We start from the raw sequence: 17,730 nt of genomic DNA on the forward strand, positions 1-17,730 counted from the left end.
GGCGGGCGGCCTCAGCCGCGGTAGATCGGGAAGCGGGCGCAGAGGGCGTGGACCGCCTCCCCGGCCGCCGCTTCGGCCGCCGCGTTCCCCTCGGGCGAGTTGGCGCGGGAAAGGCCGTCCAGCACGTTGCCGATCAACCGCCCCACCTCCCGGAACTCCGCCTCGCCGAAGCCGCGGGAGGTGGCGGCGGGGGAGCCCAGCCGCACGCCCGAGGTGACGAAGGGCTTCGCAGGGTCGAAGGGGATGGCGTTCTTGTTCACCGTCAGGTGGGCGCGGCCCAGCGCGGCCTCGGCAGCCTTGCCCGTCAGGTTCTTCGGGCGAAGATCGACCAGCACGAGGTGGTTGTCCGTGCCGCCGGTGACGAGGCCAAAGCCCCCCTCGCGCAGCGTGTCCGCCAGCGCGCGGGCATTGTCCACGACAGCGCGGGCATAGGCGCGGAACTCGGGGCGCAGCGCCTCGGCCAGCGCCACCGCCTTGGCGGCGATGACGTGCATCAGCGGCCCGCCCTGGGTGCCCGGGAAGACGGCCGAATTCAACTTCTTGGCCAGCGCCTCGTCATCCGAGAGGATGAGGCCGCCGCGGGGGCCGCGGAGCGTCTTGTGGGTGGTGGTGGTCACCACATGCGCGTGGGGGAAGGGCGAGGGGTGCGCGCCACCGGCCACGAGGCCCGCGAAATGGGCCATGTCCACCATGAAGATGGCGCCCACCTCGTCCGCGATCTCGCGGAACTTCGCGAAGTCCCAGGTGCGGGCATAGGCGGAGCCGCCGGCCAAGATCAGCTTGGGGCGGCTCTCCCGCGCGATGCGGGCGACCTCCTCCATGTCGATCATCTGGTCCTCCTGCCGCACCGTATAGGGCGCGACCTTGAACCACTTGCCGGAGAGATTGACCGGCGAGCCGTGCGAGAGGTGCCCGCCGGCTGCCAGGTCCAGGCCCATGAAGGTATCGCCGGGCTGGAGCAGAGCGAAGAACACCGCCGCGTTGGCCGAGGCGCCCGAATGGGGCTGCACATTGGCGTAGCCGCAGCCGAAAAGCTTCTTCGCCCGTTCGATCGCGAGCGTCTCTGCCACGTCCACGACCTCACAGCCGCCGTAGTAGCGCTTCCCGGGAAGGCCTTCCGCGTACTTGTTCGTCAACACCGAGCCCTGGGCCTCCAGCACGGCGCGGGAGACGATGTTCTCGGAGGCGATCAGCTCGATCCCGTCCTGCTGGCGCACCAGCTCGCGCGCAAGGACGTCGGCGATCTCGGGATCGATCTCCGAGAGGGGAGCGTTGAAGAAGCGGTCGGTGCTGGCGGCGGGCGAGAGGTCGTTCATGGGGTACGGGTCCAGTCCGGCGAGAGCTTCAGGACCCGGCGGTCGTGGCGGCCGCCGGCATAGGGAGTGGCGAGGAAGGCGCGCAGCGCCTCGAGCGCAGGTTCGACCCCGATCATGCGGGCGCCGAAAGCGATGACATTGGCATCGTTATGCTCTCGCGAAAGGCGGGCACCCGTCGCATCATGCACGAGGGCGCAACGGATCCCCGGCAGGCGATTGGCCGCGATCGAGATACCAATGCCGGTGCCGCAGACGAGCACGCCGTAGCGCGCCCGTCCCGCCTGCACGGCCTCGGCCACCGCCATGCCGAAGTCGGGGTAGTCCACGCTCTCGGGGCCTTGGGTGCCCATGTCGAGCACGGAATGGCCGGCCTCCTCCAGCGCTTGGCGGAGGGTGGATTTCATGGCGACGCCGGCATGGTCGGCGCCGACCGCGATGGTGAGCGGGGCTGACATGGCCGCGCTCTACCATGGCTTGCGCCGCCGGTGGAACGGGCAGGCCAGACCTGGGGGGCGGGTCGGCCATGCAGCGGGACGGGCCCGGCACCGCCTATCTTGGCGGGGGCGCCTTCCGGCGCGAGAAAGGTCCGCATGACCCACGCCCCCTTCCCCATCGCCCGTCCGCGCCGAAACCGGCTGGACGATCCGACCCGGCGCCTGGTGGCCCAGAACCGCCTCTCGGTGGACGATCTGATCTGGCCGATCTTCGTGGTTGAGGGAGAAGGGCAGCAGCAGCCGGTGCCCTCCATGCCCGGGGTGTTCCGCGTCTCGCTCGACCGTCTGTCGGACCATGTCGGCCCCGCCGCGGCACTGGGCATCCCGGCCGTCGCCCTCTTTCCTGCGACCCCCGCCGACAAGAAGGACGCCGAAGGGACGGAGGCGAAGAACCCCGACAACCTCATGTGCCGGGCGGCGCGGCAGCTCACGCGGGACTTCCCGGGCGTGGTCCTGGTCGGGGACGTGGCGCTCGATCCCTATACCGACCACGGACATGACGGCGTGATCCGCGACGGCTACGTCCACAACGACGAATCGCTGGAGGTGCTGGTCGCCCAGGCATTGGTCCAGGCGGAGGCCGGGATCGGCATCATCGCCCCCTCCGACATGATGGACGGCCGCGTCGGCGCCATCCGCTCGGCGCTCGATGCCCGGGGGCTGATCCACACGCGGATCATGTCCTACTCGGCGAAATACGCCTCCGCATTCTACGGCCCCTTCCGCGACGCCGTGGGCTCCGGCGGCTCGCTCAAGGGCGACAAGAAGACCTATCAGATGGACCCCGCCAATTCCGACGAGGCGATCCGCGAGGTGGCCGCCGACCTCGCGGAGGGCGCGGACATGGTGATGGTGAAGCCCGGCATGCCCTATCTCGACATCGTCCGGAGGGTGAAGGAGAGGTTCTCGGTGCCGACCTTCGCCTATCAGGTCAGCGGCGAGTACGCGATGATCGCCGCCGCCGCCGAGAACGGTTGGATCGACCGTGAACGCGCGATGATGGAGAGCCTGATGTCCTTCCGCCGTGCCGGGGCGGACGGGGTGCTCACCTATTTCGCGGTGGACGCGGCGAAGCGCCTGCGGGCGGGGTAGAAGGTTCCCGGGCCGGAGTCATGGAGAGGGCCCTGCCCTCTCCAGACCTCTCCCGCCAGGGGCCCCGAGGCGCACCGGCCGCTCAGAACTTCCAACTTGAAAACGAAGATGATGGAGAGAGGTCCGGGGAGAGGAAGAATTCCTTCTTCTCCCCGGAGTCACGGGGGCCGCCCGGTCACACCCCTCGCCGACGCCGCGCCGGCGTCGCGGCCGGGGGCGCCGCCGCGAAGGCTGCGGTCAGTTGCTCGCCCACCTGCCGCTGGGCCTGGCGGGCCTTCGTCACCACAGCGTCGGTGCCGAAGAACTCGTGGGTCACGCCGGGGTAGAGGGTCCGGGTGACCTGCCCGCCGGAGGCGCGGATCTTCTCCTCCAGCCGTGCGCCGTCGGTCGCCAGGGGGTCGATCTCGGCGTTCACGATGAAGACCGGCGGCAGACCGCGCAGATCGGCGCGGCCAACGAGGTCGAGGCGCGGGTCCTGCAGGTTCTGCGGTCCGGTTGTGTAGTTGGACACAAACCACTGGATGCCCGCCTTGTTCAGCGGCTTGGCGTTGGCGAACTCACGGTAGGAGGGCGTCTCGAGGTCCACGCCGCCCACGGGATAGATGGCGACCACGGCTCGGGGCGAGCCCATCCGGCGGTCGCGGGCAAAGATGGCGGTGTTGATCGCGAGGTTGCCGCCCGCGCTCTCGCCGACGATGGCGATGCGGTTCGGATCGCCGCCGATCGCGCCGGCATTCGTCACCACCCAGGCATAGGCGAGGTTGGCGTCGTCATGCGCGGTGGGGAAGCGGAACTCGGGCCCCTGGCGGTAGTGCACGGAGACGACGATCGCCTGGGCATCGGCGCAGAGCGCGCGGGCCGAGGCGTCGTAGGTATCGATCCCCGCGATCACCCATCCCCCGCCATGGAAATAGAGGATCACCGGCAGCGGGCCGGCGCTGGCGGAGATGGGGCGATAGATGCGCGCCTGCAGCGCGTTCGGCACCGTCGTCAGCGTGGTGTCGTTGTAGCTGTTGATGGGACGCTGCGTATTGGTGATCTGCTTCTCGAGCGCGCGGGTGCGGACGGCATCGGCCATGCTCGGCTGGCGGCGGGCCTCGGCGGAGGTCAGGCCCTCGATCGGCATCGGGTTGAGGCGGGCGTAGCTCTCGAGTAGCGCCAGCATCTCCGGGTCAGCGCGGCCGGAGGGATCGGCGGTCATCGCCATCTGGCGGGCAGCAGGGGCGCAGGCGGCGGCAAGGCCGGCCAGACCGAGGGGCAGCATCATCGCCCCGCGGCGGGACAGGTTCGTCATCGGGTTCTCCAGCAGCCCCTGTTGGGCACTGCCGGCGTGAACGTCAGCCTTCCGACCCGGTTGCTTGCCCGGAATGGGAGAGGAACTCGGCGATAACCGCCGTTTGGGCATGCTCCATGAGCGCCGGCGCGTGGCCGCAGCCCGCGACATTGACCAGCAGGGTCTTCGGGCGGGTGGCCATCCGGGCAGCCGTCGCCTCGTCCAGCAGGTCGCTCTCGGCCCCGCGCAGGACAAGGACGGGCGGGGTCAGCGCATCCCAGACCGGCCAGAGATCGACATCCGCGATCGGGGCGTTCCGCATCGGCGCGGCGATCGCGGGGTCGTAGTGCAGCACGACGCGCCCGGCCGGGGTGCGGCGCGCGCTCGTCTCCGCAAGGTGCCGCCAGGCAGCGTCGGACAGCCCACCGAAGGGGGCGTGGATAAGGCGGAGATGGGTCTCGACCTCCTCGATGCTGGCGAAGTCGTGGCTGAGGGCGAGGTAGTCCGCGATGCGCTGCAGGGCCCCGGCGGGGATGAAGGGCCCGATGTCGTTCAGCACCATCCGCCGCGGCGTCGTGCCCGGCAGAGCCGCCAGCGCCATGCCGATCAGCCCGCCCATCGAGGTGCCGACCCAATCATAGGGCCGGCCGAGCGCGTCCAGGAACTGCTGGAAGGCGGCGGCATAGGTCGGCACGGCGTAGAGCGAGCCGTCGGGCAGCCAGTCGCTGAAGCCGCGGCCGAAGACGTCGGGGCAGATGACGCGGCGGCCGCGCTCCGCGAGGCGCGTGGCCAGCACATCGAAGTCGCGCCCCGTACGGGTCAGGCCGTGGACGCAAACCACCGGCTCGCCCTCCACAGGGCCCCATTCGACCCAGCGGAGCGTCGGCTCCAGCGGTCCGAGGCGCGCGCGGAAGGCGCCGACCCGCGGCGTCATACGGCGGTTCTCAGGCAGCGCCATCGGACCGGAGCTTCGCGATCGCCTCGGCATCCAGCCCGAGCCCGGCCAGGATCTCCTCCGTGTGCTGGCCGAGCACCGGGGCGGCGCTGCGGTAGCTCGGCGGTGTGGCCGAGAGGCGGACGGGGTTGGCGATGACCTGCACCCGCTCCCCGCTCGCGTGGTCCATCTCCACTACCACCCCGCGCGCCTGGACATGGGGGTCCTCGAAGACATCCTTGAGGGTATTGATCGGACCGCAGCCGATCTTCGCCTCCTCCAGCGCCGCCACCCACTCCTTCGTAGTGCGGGAGCGCATGACGGGGGTCAGCGTATCGGTCACAAGTTGCCGGTTCCCGACGCGCGCCGCGTTGGTCGCGAAGCGCGGATCAGCAAGCAGCGCCTCCTGGCCGACGAGCTTGCAGAAGCGCTCGAAGGTCGGGTCGTTGCCGACCGAGAGGACGATGTAGCCGTCGCTGCTCGGGAAGACTTGGTAAGGCACGATATTGGGATGCTGGTTGCCCAGCCGCGGCGGGTTCTCGCCTGTGGCGAGATAGTTCATGCCCTGGTTGGCGAGCCAGGCGACATGGGTGTCGAGCATGCCGATATCGATCCGCTGCCCCTGGCCGGTGCTGTTGCGGTGGTTCACCGCCGCCAGCACGCCGATGCAGCCGTAAAGGCCGGCGAAGAGATCGGCGACGGGGATGCCGACCTTCTGCGGCTCGCCCTCGATATCCCCAGTCAGGGACATGACGCCGCCCATGGCCTGGATCAGCGCGTCGTAGCCTGGGCGCGGCGCGTAGGGACCGGTCTGCCCGAAGCCCGTGATGGAGCAGTAGATAAGGCGCGGGTAGCGGCCCTTCAGGTCATCCCAGCCGAGGCCGTACTTGGCGAGCGCGCCGACCTTGAAGTTCTCCACGAGGATGTCGCACTCGGCGAGCAGCCGGTGGACGATCTCCTGCCCCTCGGGCTTCGCGATATCGAGGGTGACCGACTTCTTGTTGCGGTTCACGCCGACAAAATAGGCGCTCTCCTTCGTGCGGGGCACGTAGGGGGGGGCGAAGCCGCGGGTGTCGTCGCCGGCGCCGGGGCGCTCGATCTTGATCACCTCTGCGCCGAGGTCACCCAGCATCTGCGTGCAGGTCGGGCCCGCGAGGACGCGGGTGAGGTCGAGCACCTTCAGCCCGGCCAGGGCGCCGGGCGCGAAGTTCGGCACCATGCTCAGGACGCCTTGGCTGGGCGGGGCTTGTCCTTGCGGACGGCAACCGCGCGGGAGGGTGCGAGCAGCGCATCGACGCCGCCCGAGCGCACGACCGTGCCGCCGCGCGCGAAGGCCTCGTGGTTCCGCTCGATCTCGTCGCGTTCGTAGAGGTAGTTGACCATCAGTCCGTAGGATTCCTGCATGCCGCGGGGCGCGGTGTTGCCCAGCCAGTTGATGCGTTCGAGCCGCGCGCCGTTCCCGAGATGGAAGCGCGCCACCGGGTCCATCCGCCCGCCCGGCTCGGTCAGGTACTCGGCGCAGAGGCGCAGAAGCGGAATGCGCAACGCCTCCACACGGACGGGATCACGCCACCATTCGGGCTCGGAGAGCGGCAGAGCCAGCTCGGAATCCGCCAGCCCGTCTGCCATCCGCTTGTCCAGCCAGCGGCGGAAGCCGGGGATGGGGGAAAGCGTGGAGAAGCGGGTGAGCTGGGGCAGCTCCGCCTTCAGGTCCTCCACCACCTGCTTGATGAGGAAGTTGCCGAAGGAGATGCCGCGCAGCCCGTCCTGGCAGTTCGAGATGGAGTAGAAGATGGCCGTGTCGGCCTCTGCCGCCCGCGCCTCCGCCCCCGCCTCGTGCTCGGTGTCGAGCAGCGGCTGGATCGAGGCCGCGAGACCCTGGACGAGCGCGACTTCGACGAAGATCAGCGGCTCGTCCGGCAGCGCCGGGTGGAAGAAGCCGTAGCAGCGGCGGTCGGCGGCCAGGCGCCGGCGCAGGTCGTGCCAGCCGGCGATCTCGTGCACGGCCTCGTAGCGGATGATCTTCTCCAGCACCGCCGCCGGCGTCTGCCAGTCGATGCGCCGGAGCTGAAGGAAGCCGCGGTTGAACCAGGAGACGAAGAGGTGGTGGAGGTCCTCCTCCAGCGGCTTCAGCGCGGGTTCGGCGCGCATCTCGTGCAGAAGCTGGCGGCGCAACTCCACCAGCGCCGCGGTACCGCCCGGCGACATGTTCATCCGCCGCAGCAACTCCTGCCGCGGCGGCTCGGCGCAGCGGGAGAGATGGGCAGCGTTGGCCGGGGTGGGGTCCGAAAGATAGGCCAGCGCCGCTTCGCGGAGGGCATCGGGCTTTGGGCCGAAGCTGGTGGCCATGAAGAGGTGGAAGGCGGCGCGGTCGGCCGGGGCAAGGTCGCGCAGCGCCGCCATCACCTCTCGTGCGACAGCGGCGCCCGAAGCCTCGCCGCGCTCGGTCAGGAGTGCCTCCACGAGCCCCCTGGCGCGCTCCAGCGGCGGGGTGGAATCGCTGGGAACGGAGGCAAAGAGGCGCCCGCGATCGGCGATGGAGGACCAGAGCCGCTCGATCCAGGACCGGGCGGCGGCGGGGGCGGCCTCGGCCGGGGCGTCCTGGTCGGACGCCTCCCGGTCCACGGTCGTCACAGCCTCGGACATGCGTCTCCTCCGGATCGGACGACGCCGGCCAGCGGCGCCGCCATGGCTTGGGCGCCGGCCGGCGCAGGGTTATGGGTGTGGCGCGGCACCCCGGCCGGCGCCGTACCCTCGGGCAGCCGGCCTGGCCAGGGCGCCGCGTCGCGCCGTGACCGCCAGATTGGCCGCCCGCGCCCTCCCCGGCAAGGCACGCTTCCGCCAGCGGGGTCCAAGCTTGCGGCAAGAGACCGGCGGGGGCACCCTCCCCCGCCTTTGTCCCTATCTTCGCCAAGGCCGATGCCGGAGGAACGCAGAATGCTCGACAGCCCCCACCCCACGCCCGAGGCCCCCAGCACGGATCCCTTCGCCCTCGCCAAGGCGCTTTCCGGGCTGCATTTCATCGGCGGCCGCTACGTGCCGGCCCGCTCCGGCAAGACCTTCGCCGTGGTGAACCCCGCGACCGGCCAGGAGGTCGCGCGCGCCGCCGACGGCGATGCGGCGGACGTTGACGCGGCGGTGGAGGACGCGGCGCGCGCCCAGAAGGAATGGGCGCGCATGCCCGCCCGCAAGCGCGGCGCCCTCGTCGCGCAATGCGCCGCGCTGATGCGCACCCATGTCGAGGAACTCGGCCGCCTCATCGCGCTCGAGACGGGCAAGGCGCTGCGGACCGAGAGCCGGGTGGAGGCGAACACCGTCGCCGATATCCTCGAGTTCTTCGGCGGCCTCGGCGGCGAGCTGAAGGGCGAGACCGTACCCTTCGCGCCCGATGTCCTCTCGGTCACGGTGCGCGAGCCGCTGGGGGTGGTCGGCGCGATCATCCCCTGGAACGTGCCGATGCTGCTGATGGCGCTCAAGGTGGCGCCCGCGCTCGTCGCCGGCAATTCCGTGGTGGTGAAGAGCGCGGAGGAGGCGCCCCTCGCGGTGCTGCGCATCTGCGAGCTGATGAATCGCGTGCTGCCGGCCGGCGTGTTCAACATGGTCTCGGGCTTCGGCCCCGAATGCGGCGCGCCGCTGGTGGCCCACCCGAAGGTGCGGAAGGTCACCTTCACCGGCTCCGTCGAGACGGGGAAGATCGTCTCCAAGGCGGCTGCCGAGAAGCTGATTCCCGTCACGCTGGAGCTCGGCGGCAAGTCGCCGATGATCGTCTTCGCCGATTGCGACTTCGAGAAGACGCTGGCGGGCGCCATCACCTCCATGCGCTTCACGCGCCAGGGGCAGAGCTGCACCGCCGCCAGCCGCATCTATGTCGAGCGCCCCATCTTCCAGCGCTTCGTGGATGCCATGGCCGAGAAGGTCGACCAGATGGTGATGGGCGACCCGCTGGACGAGAAGACGGACATTGGCACCATCATCTCCGAAGGCCAGTTCGAGAAGGTGAAGTCCTTCATCGACGAAGGGGTCGCGACCGCGGGTGCCACCGGCCGCGCCTGCTCCGCCATGCCCTCCGACCCCGCGCTGAAGAAGGGGCTGTTCATCCGCCCCTACATCTTCACCGGCCTCGGCAAGGAGAGCCGCTTGGTGCAGGAGGAGATCTTCGGCCCCGTCACCTGCGCGATGCCCTTCGACGATCCAGAGGCCGTTCTGGCGGAGGCGAACGACAGCGAGTACGGCCTCGCGGCCAGCCTCTGGACGAACAACCTCAAGGTCGGCCTCACGCTCGCGCACCGGCTTGAGGCGGGGCTGGTGCAGATCAACCAGAACCTCGTCGTGCAGGCGAACCTCTCTTACGGTGGGGTGAAGTCCTCCGGCCTCGGTAAGGAAGCCTCGCTGGAGGCGATGCTGGAGCACTTCACCCACAAGAAGACGATTATGGTGAACATGGGGTAAGCCGATCCCCCGGGTTCCGCCGCCAGCGCGGAACCCGGGCGCGCGCCTACCCTCGCCGGACGAGGAGCGTCTTCGGCCGGCGCTTCGCCGCACGCTCGAAGAGCGCGTAGGTGCGGTTCACGTAGTTCGTCACGCCGCCGATCGAATCGATGTAGTGGCGCAGCTCGGGCGTCAGCTCTGCCTCCACCAGCCGCACGGCGGTGGAGGGGTCCTCAGGCTCGAAGCGCAGGTAGAACCAGGGCTGGCCGCGCTTCAGCACGAGTTCCTTAGAGGTGTCGAACCACTCGAAGGCCCACATCAGGTGGCGCGGCCAGATATGCACGGGGAAGCGCCCCGAAACCTGCACCCCCGGCCAGGGCGGGTCGGTGTAGCCGAGGAAGGGCGGCAACTGGTTGAGGAAGACCGGGTCATCCGCCACGAAGACGTAGGGCGTGCTGAACTGCAGGATCGGCCGGTCCGGGTGGCGCCATTCCGAGCGGCTGACGATCGTCACCATGTTGCCCAGCGCCTTGTTGCGGATGGAGCTCTGCGCGCCGTCGGCATTCTCGATCACCGGCGGCTTGCCGGCTTCCAGCCGCAGCCTCAGGCGCACGTCGATCGGGCAGGGTACGGCGAAGTGCCGGGCCTCGAAGTCGATCGCGGCCGGGCAAGCCTGCACCGACTTTGCGGAGGCCGGGCGCGGCACCTTGCGCCGGACCGGTTCGGGATCATCCCAGATGAGGGATGCCTTGGGCTCGGTGATCACCCAGCCCACGTCCACCGCGGCGCGCCGCGGGCGGCGGCCCAGAAGCTTCGTCAGTTCCCCGAGCATCGTTCGTCCTCTCCGCGCGGGTCATCACCGGCACGCGATCGTTCCGTCCCTATTCGCCACCCTCCGGCGGCCGGCGCAAGGGCTATTGCACTCGGCGGAGCGGGCGCGCGAAGAGCAGCAGCGCGCCCCCCGCCGCCAGCAGCGGCAGCGCCGCCAGCGACCAGTCGATCCGTGCTGCCGCGGCCACCACGAGCGGCGAGAGCACCGCGCCGACATTGTTGCACTGCGCCAGCAGGCCGAGCGCCGGGCTGGTGAGCGACGAATCCGGCACCGCGCGCGGCGCCAGCACGAAGAGCGAGGCGGGAACCGCGCCTCCGATGCCCGAGGCGACCAGCGCCGTCGCGAGGGTCAGCGGCAGGGAGGCCGGCAATGCGAAGGCGCCGGCCGAGAGCAGCGCCATGGCCGATCCCGCCGCCATCACCAGCACCGCGGGCCGCCGCCCGCGCCGCATCAGCCAGCCCGCGGAAAGATTGCCCGCAACATTCACCAGGGCCGCCACCGCACCCGCGATCCCGGCGAGTGAGAGCGGCAGGCCGAAGCCCTCGATCAGTCGGGTCGGCAGGAAATTGGCGATGCCGTAGTAGATGACGGAATAGCAGGCGAAGGCGAGCGCCACGAAGACCGGCAACCGCGCGCGCCACAGCGCAGCCAGGCGGCTGCCGAGCCCGCCGGAGGCCGGCGCCGGAAGCCCGGCCATCGCGGCGGGCAGCGTCGCCGCCACCAGCAGCGCCGCGCCCCAGGGCAGGAGGGCCGCGACGGCCCAGGCGATGCGCCAGCCGAAAACCTCCACCAGCGGGGCTGCCAGCAGGCCGAGCGCGATCCCCGCCGGCAGCACGGCGCTCCAGAGGGTCATGGCAAGCGGACGGTCCCGCCCGGCGGCGCAGGCCGCAACGAGGGTCGGGGCCGAGACGACGATCGCGAGGAAGGCGGCTCCCTCCAGCGCGCGCAGCGCATAGAGGGTACCAATACCCGGCGCGAGGCTGGCGCTCAGCCCCGCCGCACCGAGTACCCAGAGTGCGCCCAGCAACACGCGCCGCACACCCGCCCGCGCGGCCAGCAGCCCCGCTGGAAGGCCGATTGCGGCCGCGACGAGCGCGAAGACCGAGATGAGGCCGGCCGCGCCCGTCAGCCCGACGCCGAAGCCCTGGCCGATCGCGAGCAGGGAGGGCGCGACCTTGCCGAACTGCACGGCGGCGGCGATGCCGGCCGCGGCGAGCGCACCGACCTGCGCCCAGCGCGTGGGCGCCTCAGCCATCCCTGCCGGTCGCGAAGTACCAGGCGATGGAGCGCCGCTCCACCCAGAGGAAGCCGCGGTTCAGCGCGTAGCCGAGGAGGGCAAGCACGAGGACGGCGGCGTACATCTCCTCCGCCCGCCCCGCGAACTGCATCAGCACGAGGTAGTGGCCCACCCCCTGCTCCCCCGCGATCATCTCAGCGACCACGGTGGTGACGAGCGCGAGCGCGAGAGCGACGCGCAGCCCCGCCATGACATAGGGCAGGATGGCCGGTAGCGTGACGCGGAACAGCCGCCGCCAGGCGGGCACGCCGAAAGTGCGGGCCATGGCGATCTGGTCCGCCTCCACCGCGCGCAACCCCTGGGCGGTGTTGGTCAGCAGCGGGAAGAAGGCGGAGACCGCGGCCACCGTGATCTTCATCCCGTTGTCGAGCCCGAGGAAGAGCACCAGCGGCGGGATCACGGCCGGGATCGGGATGGGACGGATCAGCTCCACCGTCGGGCCGAGGACCCGCTGGGCCATCGTGCTGGCGCCGAAGAGAAGCCCCACCGCGATGCCGGCGATCGTGCCGGCCGCCAATCCCGCGAACATGCGAGCGAGCGTGGAGCCAACCAGCATCGGGATCTCGCCCGAAGCCGTGTCCCGCACCAGCGCGACCAGCACGCGCGACAGCGGCGGCCAGTTCGGGCTGTCCACCATGCCGGTCCTCGCCGAGGCCTCCCAGAGGAGGAAAAGGCCGAGGACCAGCAGCAGGCCGGAGGTGGGGCGGAACCCTCGGGGCGCCGCGACGGTGCCGCCCGCCAAGTCAGGCCTTCGCCGTGCGGAAGATGAGGTCGGCCGGCGCGGGGTAGCGGCCGCCGAGGCCGAACTTCGTCATCGTCGCGATCATCTCGGCGATCTCAGGCTGCGACACCTCCTTCGGATAGGCGGTGAAGGCCACCTTCTGCAGCCGCTCCAGCGGCACACGCGTGAAGTTGGCGACGAGCTGCAGCAGCTCCGGCTTGCCGGCATGGGCGTTCACCCAGTCCGTGCCCTTGTGCAGCGCGCGGACGAAGCGGTCGAATAGCTCGCCATTCCTCTCCAGGTCCTCCTTCATGGCGACATATTGCGCGATCGAGGAGGCAGGCGCGGTCTCCTGGATGATCCAGCCGATGCGCTCCAGCTTGTCGCCATGCGTCTCCAGGGCGGAGGTCACGAAGGGCTCGCTGAACAGGCCGGCATCGATCTGCCCGCCGGCCAAGGCATCGGCCATCTGCGGGAAGGGCACCTCCACCGTGGTCACGCGCTTCCAATCGCCGCCGGTCTTGTCGATCCAGGCCATGCCGCGCAGCCAGACGATGTTGTTGCGCGTGTTGGAGGCGACGCGCTTGCCCTCCAGCCCCTTGCCGCTGGTGATGCCCGAGCCCTTCCGCACGAGGATCGCCATCGTGTCCGGCGGCTGCGGCTGCGAGCGCGCGGCGCCGGAGATGAAGCGGAAGTCCAGCCCCTCGCGGATGCCGAGCAGGGTGGAGACAGTGTTGGAGAAGGTGACGCGGTACTGGCCCGCGACTAGCCCTGGCAGGCCCGTCGCCCCGCCTGTGGTGGATGAGGTATCCACCTCGATCCCCTCCCCCGCGAAGAAGTTCTGCGCGATGGCAGCGTGCACCGGGGCGGTGTCCAGCACGGGCAGGACGCTCACGCGCATCTTCGTCAGGGACTGCGCCCGCAGGGCCGGCGCCACCAGCGGCATGGCCAGGGCCGCGCCGAGCGCGGCGCGCCGGGTGATCTCGTTCATCTCTTCTGTCTCCTCTTTTATCCGTTGCGCGTCTGCCAGTGCAGCGCCCGCGCCTCCGCCCAGGCAAAGAGGGCGTTAAGCGCGAGACCGACCAGCGCCAGGATCACCAGCCAGGCGTACATCTGGCGGATCAGGAAGCTCCGCTGCATGTCGAGGATGAGGAAGCCCAATCCCCCCTGCCCCGTCAGCATCTCCGACAGCACGGCGATGATGAGCGCAAGGCCGAGGCTGGTCCGCATTCCCGCGAGGATGAAGGGCAGCGCCGCCGGCAACACCACGTGCCACAGCGCACGGCCTGTGCCCCAGCCATGGGTGCGCGCGGAGTCGAGCAGCACGCGATCCACCCCGCGCACGCCCTGCAAGGTGTTCACCAGCACCGGAAAGACGACGGCGAGCGCGACCGAGGTGATCTTCATCGCGTCGCCGATCCCGAGAAAGAGCATCAACGGCGGCACGAGAGCGGATTTCGGCAGCGGCCGCACCATCTCCACCAGCGGCTCCAGCAGCCGATAGGCCGGCGCCCACCAAGCCATGGCGGTGCCGACGGCGATGCCGATCACCGAGCCGATGCCGAAACCGATGAAGACGAGGCGCAGCGTGGCGGTGAGCGGACCGAGCACCTCGCCCGAGGTGACCAGGTCCTGCAACACCTCCCAGATGGCGGAGGGCGGCGGCATCAGCGCGCGCCGTATCAGCCCCGTGGTAACCGCCCATTCAAGGGCAACGAGAAGCAGCGCGAGGAAGATCAGGCCTGGGACGAGGCGGAGCAGGCGCTCAGGCCGCATGGCCGCCCCGGGAGAGTAGGGCATCCAACAATTCGTGCCGCAATTCGAGGAAGCGCGGCGTCTCGCGCACCTCCACTGCGTCGCGCGGGCGGGGCAGGCCGGTTTCGACGATCCGTGCGATGGTGGAGGGGCGCTTGGTCAGCAGGGCCACGCGGTCTGACAGCGCGACCGCCTCCTCCACGTCATGCGTCACCAGCACGACGGTCAGCCCCCGCTTCTCCCACAGCTCCAGCATCAGCCGGTGCAGGTCGAGGCGGGTGAGCGCATCTACGGCGCTGAAAGGCTCATCCAGCAGCATGATCTTCGGCTCGGCCGCGAGAGCACGGGCCAGAGCCACTCGCTGCTGCATGCCGCCCGAGAGCTGCCACGGGAAATGATCCCCGAAGCCCGTGAGATTGACGGCGGCAAGCTGGACATCCGCTGCCTCCCGCGCCTGCCCCTTCGAGACGCCGGGCCGGTGCTCCACCGCGAAGGCCACGTTGTCGCGCACGCTGCGCCAGGGCAGCAGGGAGCGGCCGTACTGCTGGAAGACATAGACGGCCTCCGGCGGCGGCGCCGTGACGGGGCGCCCGGCCACGCGCACGGTGCCGGCGGTAGGGGGCATCAACCCGGCCGCAATCTGCAACAGGGTGGACTTGCCGCAGCCGGAGGGGCCGAGGATCGAGAGGAACTCCCCGTCCCGCACGGCTAGGCTGATCCTATCCATGGCAAGGGTGGGCGGCCCGCCCCGGCCGGGGAAGGACTTTTCCACCGCCTCCAGCTCCAGGATCGCCATCAGCCGTCCCCTAGAAAAGTTCGAAGTACTCGCGCTGCTCCCATTCCGAGACCTCGGCCTCGAAACGAGCGATTTCCGCGCGTTTGAGGCGCAGGAACCAGTCGATCACCCCCGTACCGAAAGCCTCGCGCGCCGTTTCGTTCCTGTCCAGGGCGTCGAGGGCCTCGGACAGATTTCGGGGCAGTAACGGCGCCTCCGTGTCGTAGGGGGCGTCGGCAGGGGGGCCGGGTTCGCGGCCGCGCTCGATTCCATCGAGGCCGAAATGCAGCTGCGAGGCCATGTAGAGGTACGGATTCGCCGCCGGTTCCCCCACGCGGTTCTCCAGCCGTGTCGCGCGGTCCCCAGGGCGCCCGAGCGCGCGGACCATCACCCCGCGGTTGTCGATTCCCCAGACCGCGCGGTCCGGTGCCAGCGAGAGCGGGCGATAGCGCCGATAGCCGTTGATCGTCGGCGTGGAGAAGGCCGCCGCCGCCCGCGCGTGGTGCAGTAGCCCGCCGAGATAGTGGCGCGCCGTGTCCGAGAGCAGCGCGCCTCCCTCTCCCACGAAGGCGTTGCGGCCGCTCGTCGCCTCGGTGAGCGATTGATGCAGGTGCCAACCAGAGGACATGACGTTGGGAATGCGCGGCCGGCACATGAAGCTTGCGTGGTAGCCGTGCCGCCGCGCCACCTGCTTCACTGTGGAGCGGAACAGGATCGCCGCATCGGCCGAGGCCATGGCGTCCTGGGCGTCGAAGGTGAACTCCACCTGGCTTGGCCCGTACTCCACCTCCATGGAGCGCAGCGGCAGCTCCAGCGCCTCGATCGCGTGGCGCAGCACCTCCAGCACGGGGTCCAGCGCGTCGTAGCGGCTCTCGGTAAGGTAGTTGTAGCCCTGGGTCAGCAGCGCGACTTCGGGCGGCGTGCCGGGCTGGCCGGCATCCCCGGGCGCCAATTTAGGGTCGAGCAGGCGGAAGAGGTGGAATTCCATCTCCACGCCGGTCGTGAAGCCGAAGCCCATGTCGGCGGCGCGAAGGAGCGCGCGGCGAAGCTGGTGGCGGGAGGAGAGCGCGACGGGCCGCCCATCCGCGAAATAGGCGTCGCAGAGCATCCAGCCCGTGTGCGGCGCCCAGGGCAGCACGTGGAAGCTGGCAGGATCGGGCAGCAGCAGGAAATCGGCCGCCCCCTCCATCTCCTTCATGCCCAGCGCGCCGCCCGCGTTGAAAACCGGCCAGGCGGTACGGTGGGCACTGTCCTTCAGCAGCATCGTCGTGGTCATGGCGATACCGTCGCGCAGCGCCCGTGCCGCGTCGGCCGCGACCACGGTCTTGCCGCGCAGGATCCCGTGCTGGTCGGCCCAGGAGAGGCGGAGGACGCCGATGCCCTCCGCTTCGAAGCGGCGGAGCACGTCCTGCGCCTGGCGGCGGGCATTGTCGCTGTGCAGCCCGTGCTGCTCGGCGAAGCTCATGCGGGGATGGGCGTTCACTCGGCGGCCCTGGCTGGGGCGAGGGACAGCTCGGGTGGGGCCCAGGGGGCGCCGGCCCGGCGGCGGGCGACGGCGGCGCGCCAATGGGCCTCCCACCCCTCTGTCGGCGCCATGCCGTCGATGGTGGCGGGGCCGGTCAGCCGCGCCGCCTCCTCCTCGCCGATCGCGAGCAGGGGCGCGCGTCCCTCCTCCATCGCCTCCATGGCGCGCAGCAGCAGCCGGCGATTGGCCGCGATGGCCTTGTCGGTCGAGGCCAGGTGCTCCCGCGTGCGGTCCTGGATGGCGCCCTGGCTCTCCACCGCCCATTGGTCATGCGTGTTGATGTCGTGCCCCATGCCCGTATAGGTCTGGCCCATCTGCTCCTGCGGGTCGAAGCCGTACTCGTTCGTGCGGTTGCGGCGCGCGACGTAGTCCGGCAGCGCGTAGGTCTCCAGCCGCTGTGCGCGCATCCGGGCGCGGTCCACCGGGGCCGCGAAGCTCGTGAAGATCGCGACCCAGTAGCAGCGCGTGTCGTCCACCGGCAGGTGCCACTGGGTGATCGTCATCTCCGCGCTCATCGGGATGACGAAGGCCTGGGGGAAGTAGAGGTTGGTGACGCGCACATGGGTGGTGGCGTCGCTGATGCGGCGGAGAGCGGTCAGGCGCAGTCCGTAATCCGTGCCCTCGACCTCGATGCGCGGGCGGGGGAACTCGCGCAGCACATAGGTCATCGGCAGGTCGGAGCCGTCCGAGGCGCCGCGGAACTGCTTGCCGTAGCCGGCGCTCGCGTCCTCGTCCTCGAAGAAGCGGTGCAGGAAGGAGGCATGGGCGGGGTCGATGCCAACCTCCAGCGCCTGCAGCCAGTTGCACTCGATCAGCCCCTTGAAGGCGAAGGTATGGGTGTCCGGCGCCACGAAGCAGTCGAAGGCGGGCAGCGCGGGCGCCTCTCCCTCGCCGAGATAGGCAAAGATGATCCCGGCACGAACCTGCAAGGGATAGGAGCGGGTGCGGATCCGCTGGCAAAGGGTGCTGCCCTCGGGCTCCGCCGGCGTTTCCAGGCACCGCCCGTCGGTTGCAAAGAGCCAGCCGTGGAAGGGGCAGCGCAATCCGCCATCCTCCAGCCGGCCATAGGCGAGGTCTACGCCCCGGTGCGGGCAGTCCCGGTCGATCAGACCAAGTCGTCCGGCTTCGTCGCGGAAAAGCACGAAGTCCTGACCCAACGCCCGGACGGCACGGACCGGCCGCGGCCCCTCCAGCTCCTCGATCAGCGCCACCGGCTGCCAGTAGCGGCGCAGCAGTGCCCCGCCCGGCGTGCCCGGCCCCACCCGCGTGAGCCGTTGGTTCATTTCCG

The 17,730-nt window shown here is 70.3% G+C and carries 16 protein-coding genes; 2 read left to right on the top strand and 14 right to left on the bottom strand.

What is annotated here, in order from left to right; translation table 11 throughout:
- Positions 1-11: 11 nt before the first annotated feature.
- On the bottom strand, positions 12-1,316 hold the full coding sequence (gene glyA / locus D9599_RS13290) for a serine hydroxymethyltransferase (RefSeq protein WP_198381710.1): 1,305 nt from the start codon (positions 1,314-1,316) through the stop codon (positions 12-14).
- Positions 1,313-1,771, bottom strand: coding sequence for a ribose 5-phosphate isomerase B (rpiB, locus tag D9599_RS13295; protein WP_198381711.1), 459 nt, complete (start codon positions 1,769-1,771; stop codon positions 1,313-1,315). Before rpiB ends, glyA begins: the two co-directional genes overlap by 4 nt.
- A gap of 135 nt (positions 1,772-1,906) precedes the next feature.
- Here rpiB and hemB point away from each other — a divergent pair, with 135 nt between their 5' ends.
- A complete protein-coding gene (hemB, locus tag D9599_RS13300) occupies positions 1,907-2,902 on the top strand; it encodes a porphobilinogen synthase (RefSeq protein WP_198381712.1) in 996 nt (331 codons plus the stop codon).
- Positions 2,903-3,077: 175 nt separating this feature from the next.
- On the opposite strand, the gene D9599_RS13305 is transcribed toward hemB, so the two are convergent.
- From D9599_RS13305 to D9599_RS13320, 4 genes are read right to left on the bottom strand one after another with little or no spacing between them, the layout of a single operon-like run.
- Positions 3,078-4,196, bottom strand: a complete 1,119-nt coding sequence (locus tag D9599_RS13305; protein ID WP_198381713.1) for an alpha/beta hydrolase — start codon at positions 4,194-4,196, stop codon at positions 3,078-3,080.
- A 43-nt stretch (positions 4,197-4,239) separates the two neighbouring features.
- The gene (locus tag D9599_RS13310) at positions 4,240-5,133 is read right to left on the bottom strand and encodes an alpha/beta fold hydrolase (protein ID WP_232480467.1); all 894 of its coding nucleotides are present in this window, start codon (positions 5,131-5,133) and stop codon (positions 4,240-4,242) included.
- The gene (locus D9599_RS13315) at positions 5,120-6,328 is read right to left on the bottom strand and encodes a CaiB/BaiF CoA-transferase family protein (RefSeq protein WP_198381714.1); all 1,209 of its coding nucleotides are present in this window, start codon (positions 6,326-6,328) and stop codon (positions 5,120-5,122) included. The genes D9599_RS13310 and D9599_RS13315 overlap by 14 nt, the downstream gene beginning before the upstream one ends.
- A gap of 2 nt (positions 6,329-6,330) precedes the next feature.
- Positions 6,331-7,755 carry a malonyl-CoA decarboxylase gene (locus D9599_RS13320; protein ID WP_198381715.1) on the bottom strand — a complete coding sequence of 475 codons (1,425 nt, stop codon included), beginning with the start codon at positions 7,753-7,755 and terminating at the stop codon, positions 6,331-6,333.
- A 291-nt stretch (positions 7,756-8,046) separates the two neighbouring features.
- Between D9599_RS13320 and D9599_RS13325 the strand changes: the two genes are divergently transcribed.
- Positions 8,047-9,558 (top strand): aldehyde dehydrogenase family protein, encoded by a 1,512-nt coding sequence (locus D9599_RS13325; RefSeq protein ID WP_198381716.1) that lies wholly within the window; start codon positions 8,047-8,049, stop codon positions 9,556-9,558.
- Positions 9,559-9,604: 46 nt separating this feature from the next.
- On the opposite strand, the gene D9599_RS13330 is transcribed toward D9599_RS13325, so the two are convergent.
- The 8 genes from D9599_RS13330 to D9599_RS13365 all read right to left on the bottom strand — a co-directional run bounded on the left by D9599_RS13330 (position 9,605) and on the right by D9599_RS13365 (position 17,725).
- Complete coding sequence (locus D9599_RS13330) at positions 9,605-10,369, bottom strand: hypothetical protein (protein ID WP_198381717.1); 765 nt, start codon at positions 10,367-10,369, stop codon at positions 9,605-9,607.
- 82 nt (positions 10,370-10,451) lie between these two features.
- Complete coding sequence (locus D9599_RS13335; RefSeq protein ID WP_198381718.1) at positions 10,452-11,624, bottom strand: CynX/NimT family MFS transporter; 1,173 nt, start codon at positions 11,622-11,624, stop codon at positions 10,452-10,454.
- Positions 11,617-12,408: an ABC transporter permease gene (locus D9599_RS13340; RefSeq protein ID WP_198381719.1), complete on the bottom strand. Its 792-nt coding sequence runs from the start codon at positions 12,406-12,408 to the stop codon at positions 11,617-11,619. Before D9599_RS13340 ends, D9599_RS13335 begins: the two co-directional genes overlap by 8 nt.
- A 1-nt stretch (position 12,409) precedes the next feature.
- Positions 12,410-13,378, bottom strand: a complete 969-nt coding sequence (locus tag D9599_RS13345; protein ID WP_198381720.1) for an ABC transporter substrate-binding protein — start codon at positions 13,376-13,378, stop codon at positions 12,410-12,412.
- 17 nt (positions 13,379-13,395) lie between these two features.
- The gene (locus tag D9599_RS13350) at positions 13,396-14,187 is read right to left on the bottom strand and encodes an ABC transporter permease (RefSeq protein ID WP_198381721.1); all 792 of its coding nucleotides are present in this window, start codon (positions 14,185-14,187) and stop codon (positions 13,396-13,398) included.
- The gene (locus tag D9599_RS13355) at positions 14,153-14,938 is read right to left on the bottom strand and encodes an ABC transporter ATP-binding protein (RefSeq protein WP_198381722.1); all 786 of its coding nucleotides are present in this window, start codon (positions 14,936-14,938) and stop codon (positions 14,153-14,155) included. The genes D9599_RS13350 and D9599_RS13355 overlap by 35 nt, the downstream gene beginning before the upstream one ends.
- A gap of 10 nt (positions 14,939-14,948) precedes the next feature.
- A complete protein-coding gene (locus tag D9599_RS13360) occupies positions 14,949-16,400 on the bottom strand; it encodes a glutamine synthetase family protein (protein WP_198381723.1) in 1,452 nt (483 codons plus the stop codon).
- The gene (locus D9599_RS13365; RefSeq protein WP_232480468.1) at positions 16,397-17,725 is read right to left on the bottom strand and encodes an aromatic ring-hydroxylating dioxygenase subunit alpha; all 1,329 of its coding nucleotides are present in this window, start codon (positions 17,723-17,725) and stop codon (positions 16,397-16,399) included. The genes D9599_RS13360 and D9599_RS13365 overlap by 4 nt, the downstream gene beginning before the upstream one ends.
- Between the last annotated feature and the right edge of the window lie 5 nt (positions 17,726-17,730).

Source organism: Roseomonas sp. KE2513, assembly GCF_016107305.1.
Taxonomy (GTDB): domain Bacteria; phylum Pseudomonadota; class Alphaproteobacteria; order Acetobacterales; family Acetobacteraceae; genus Roseomonas.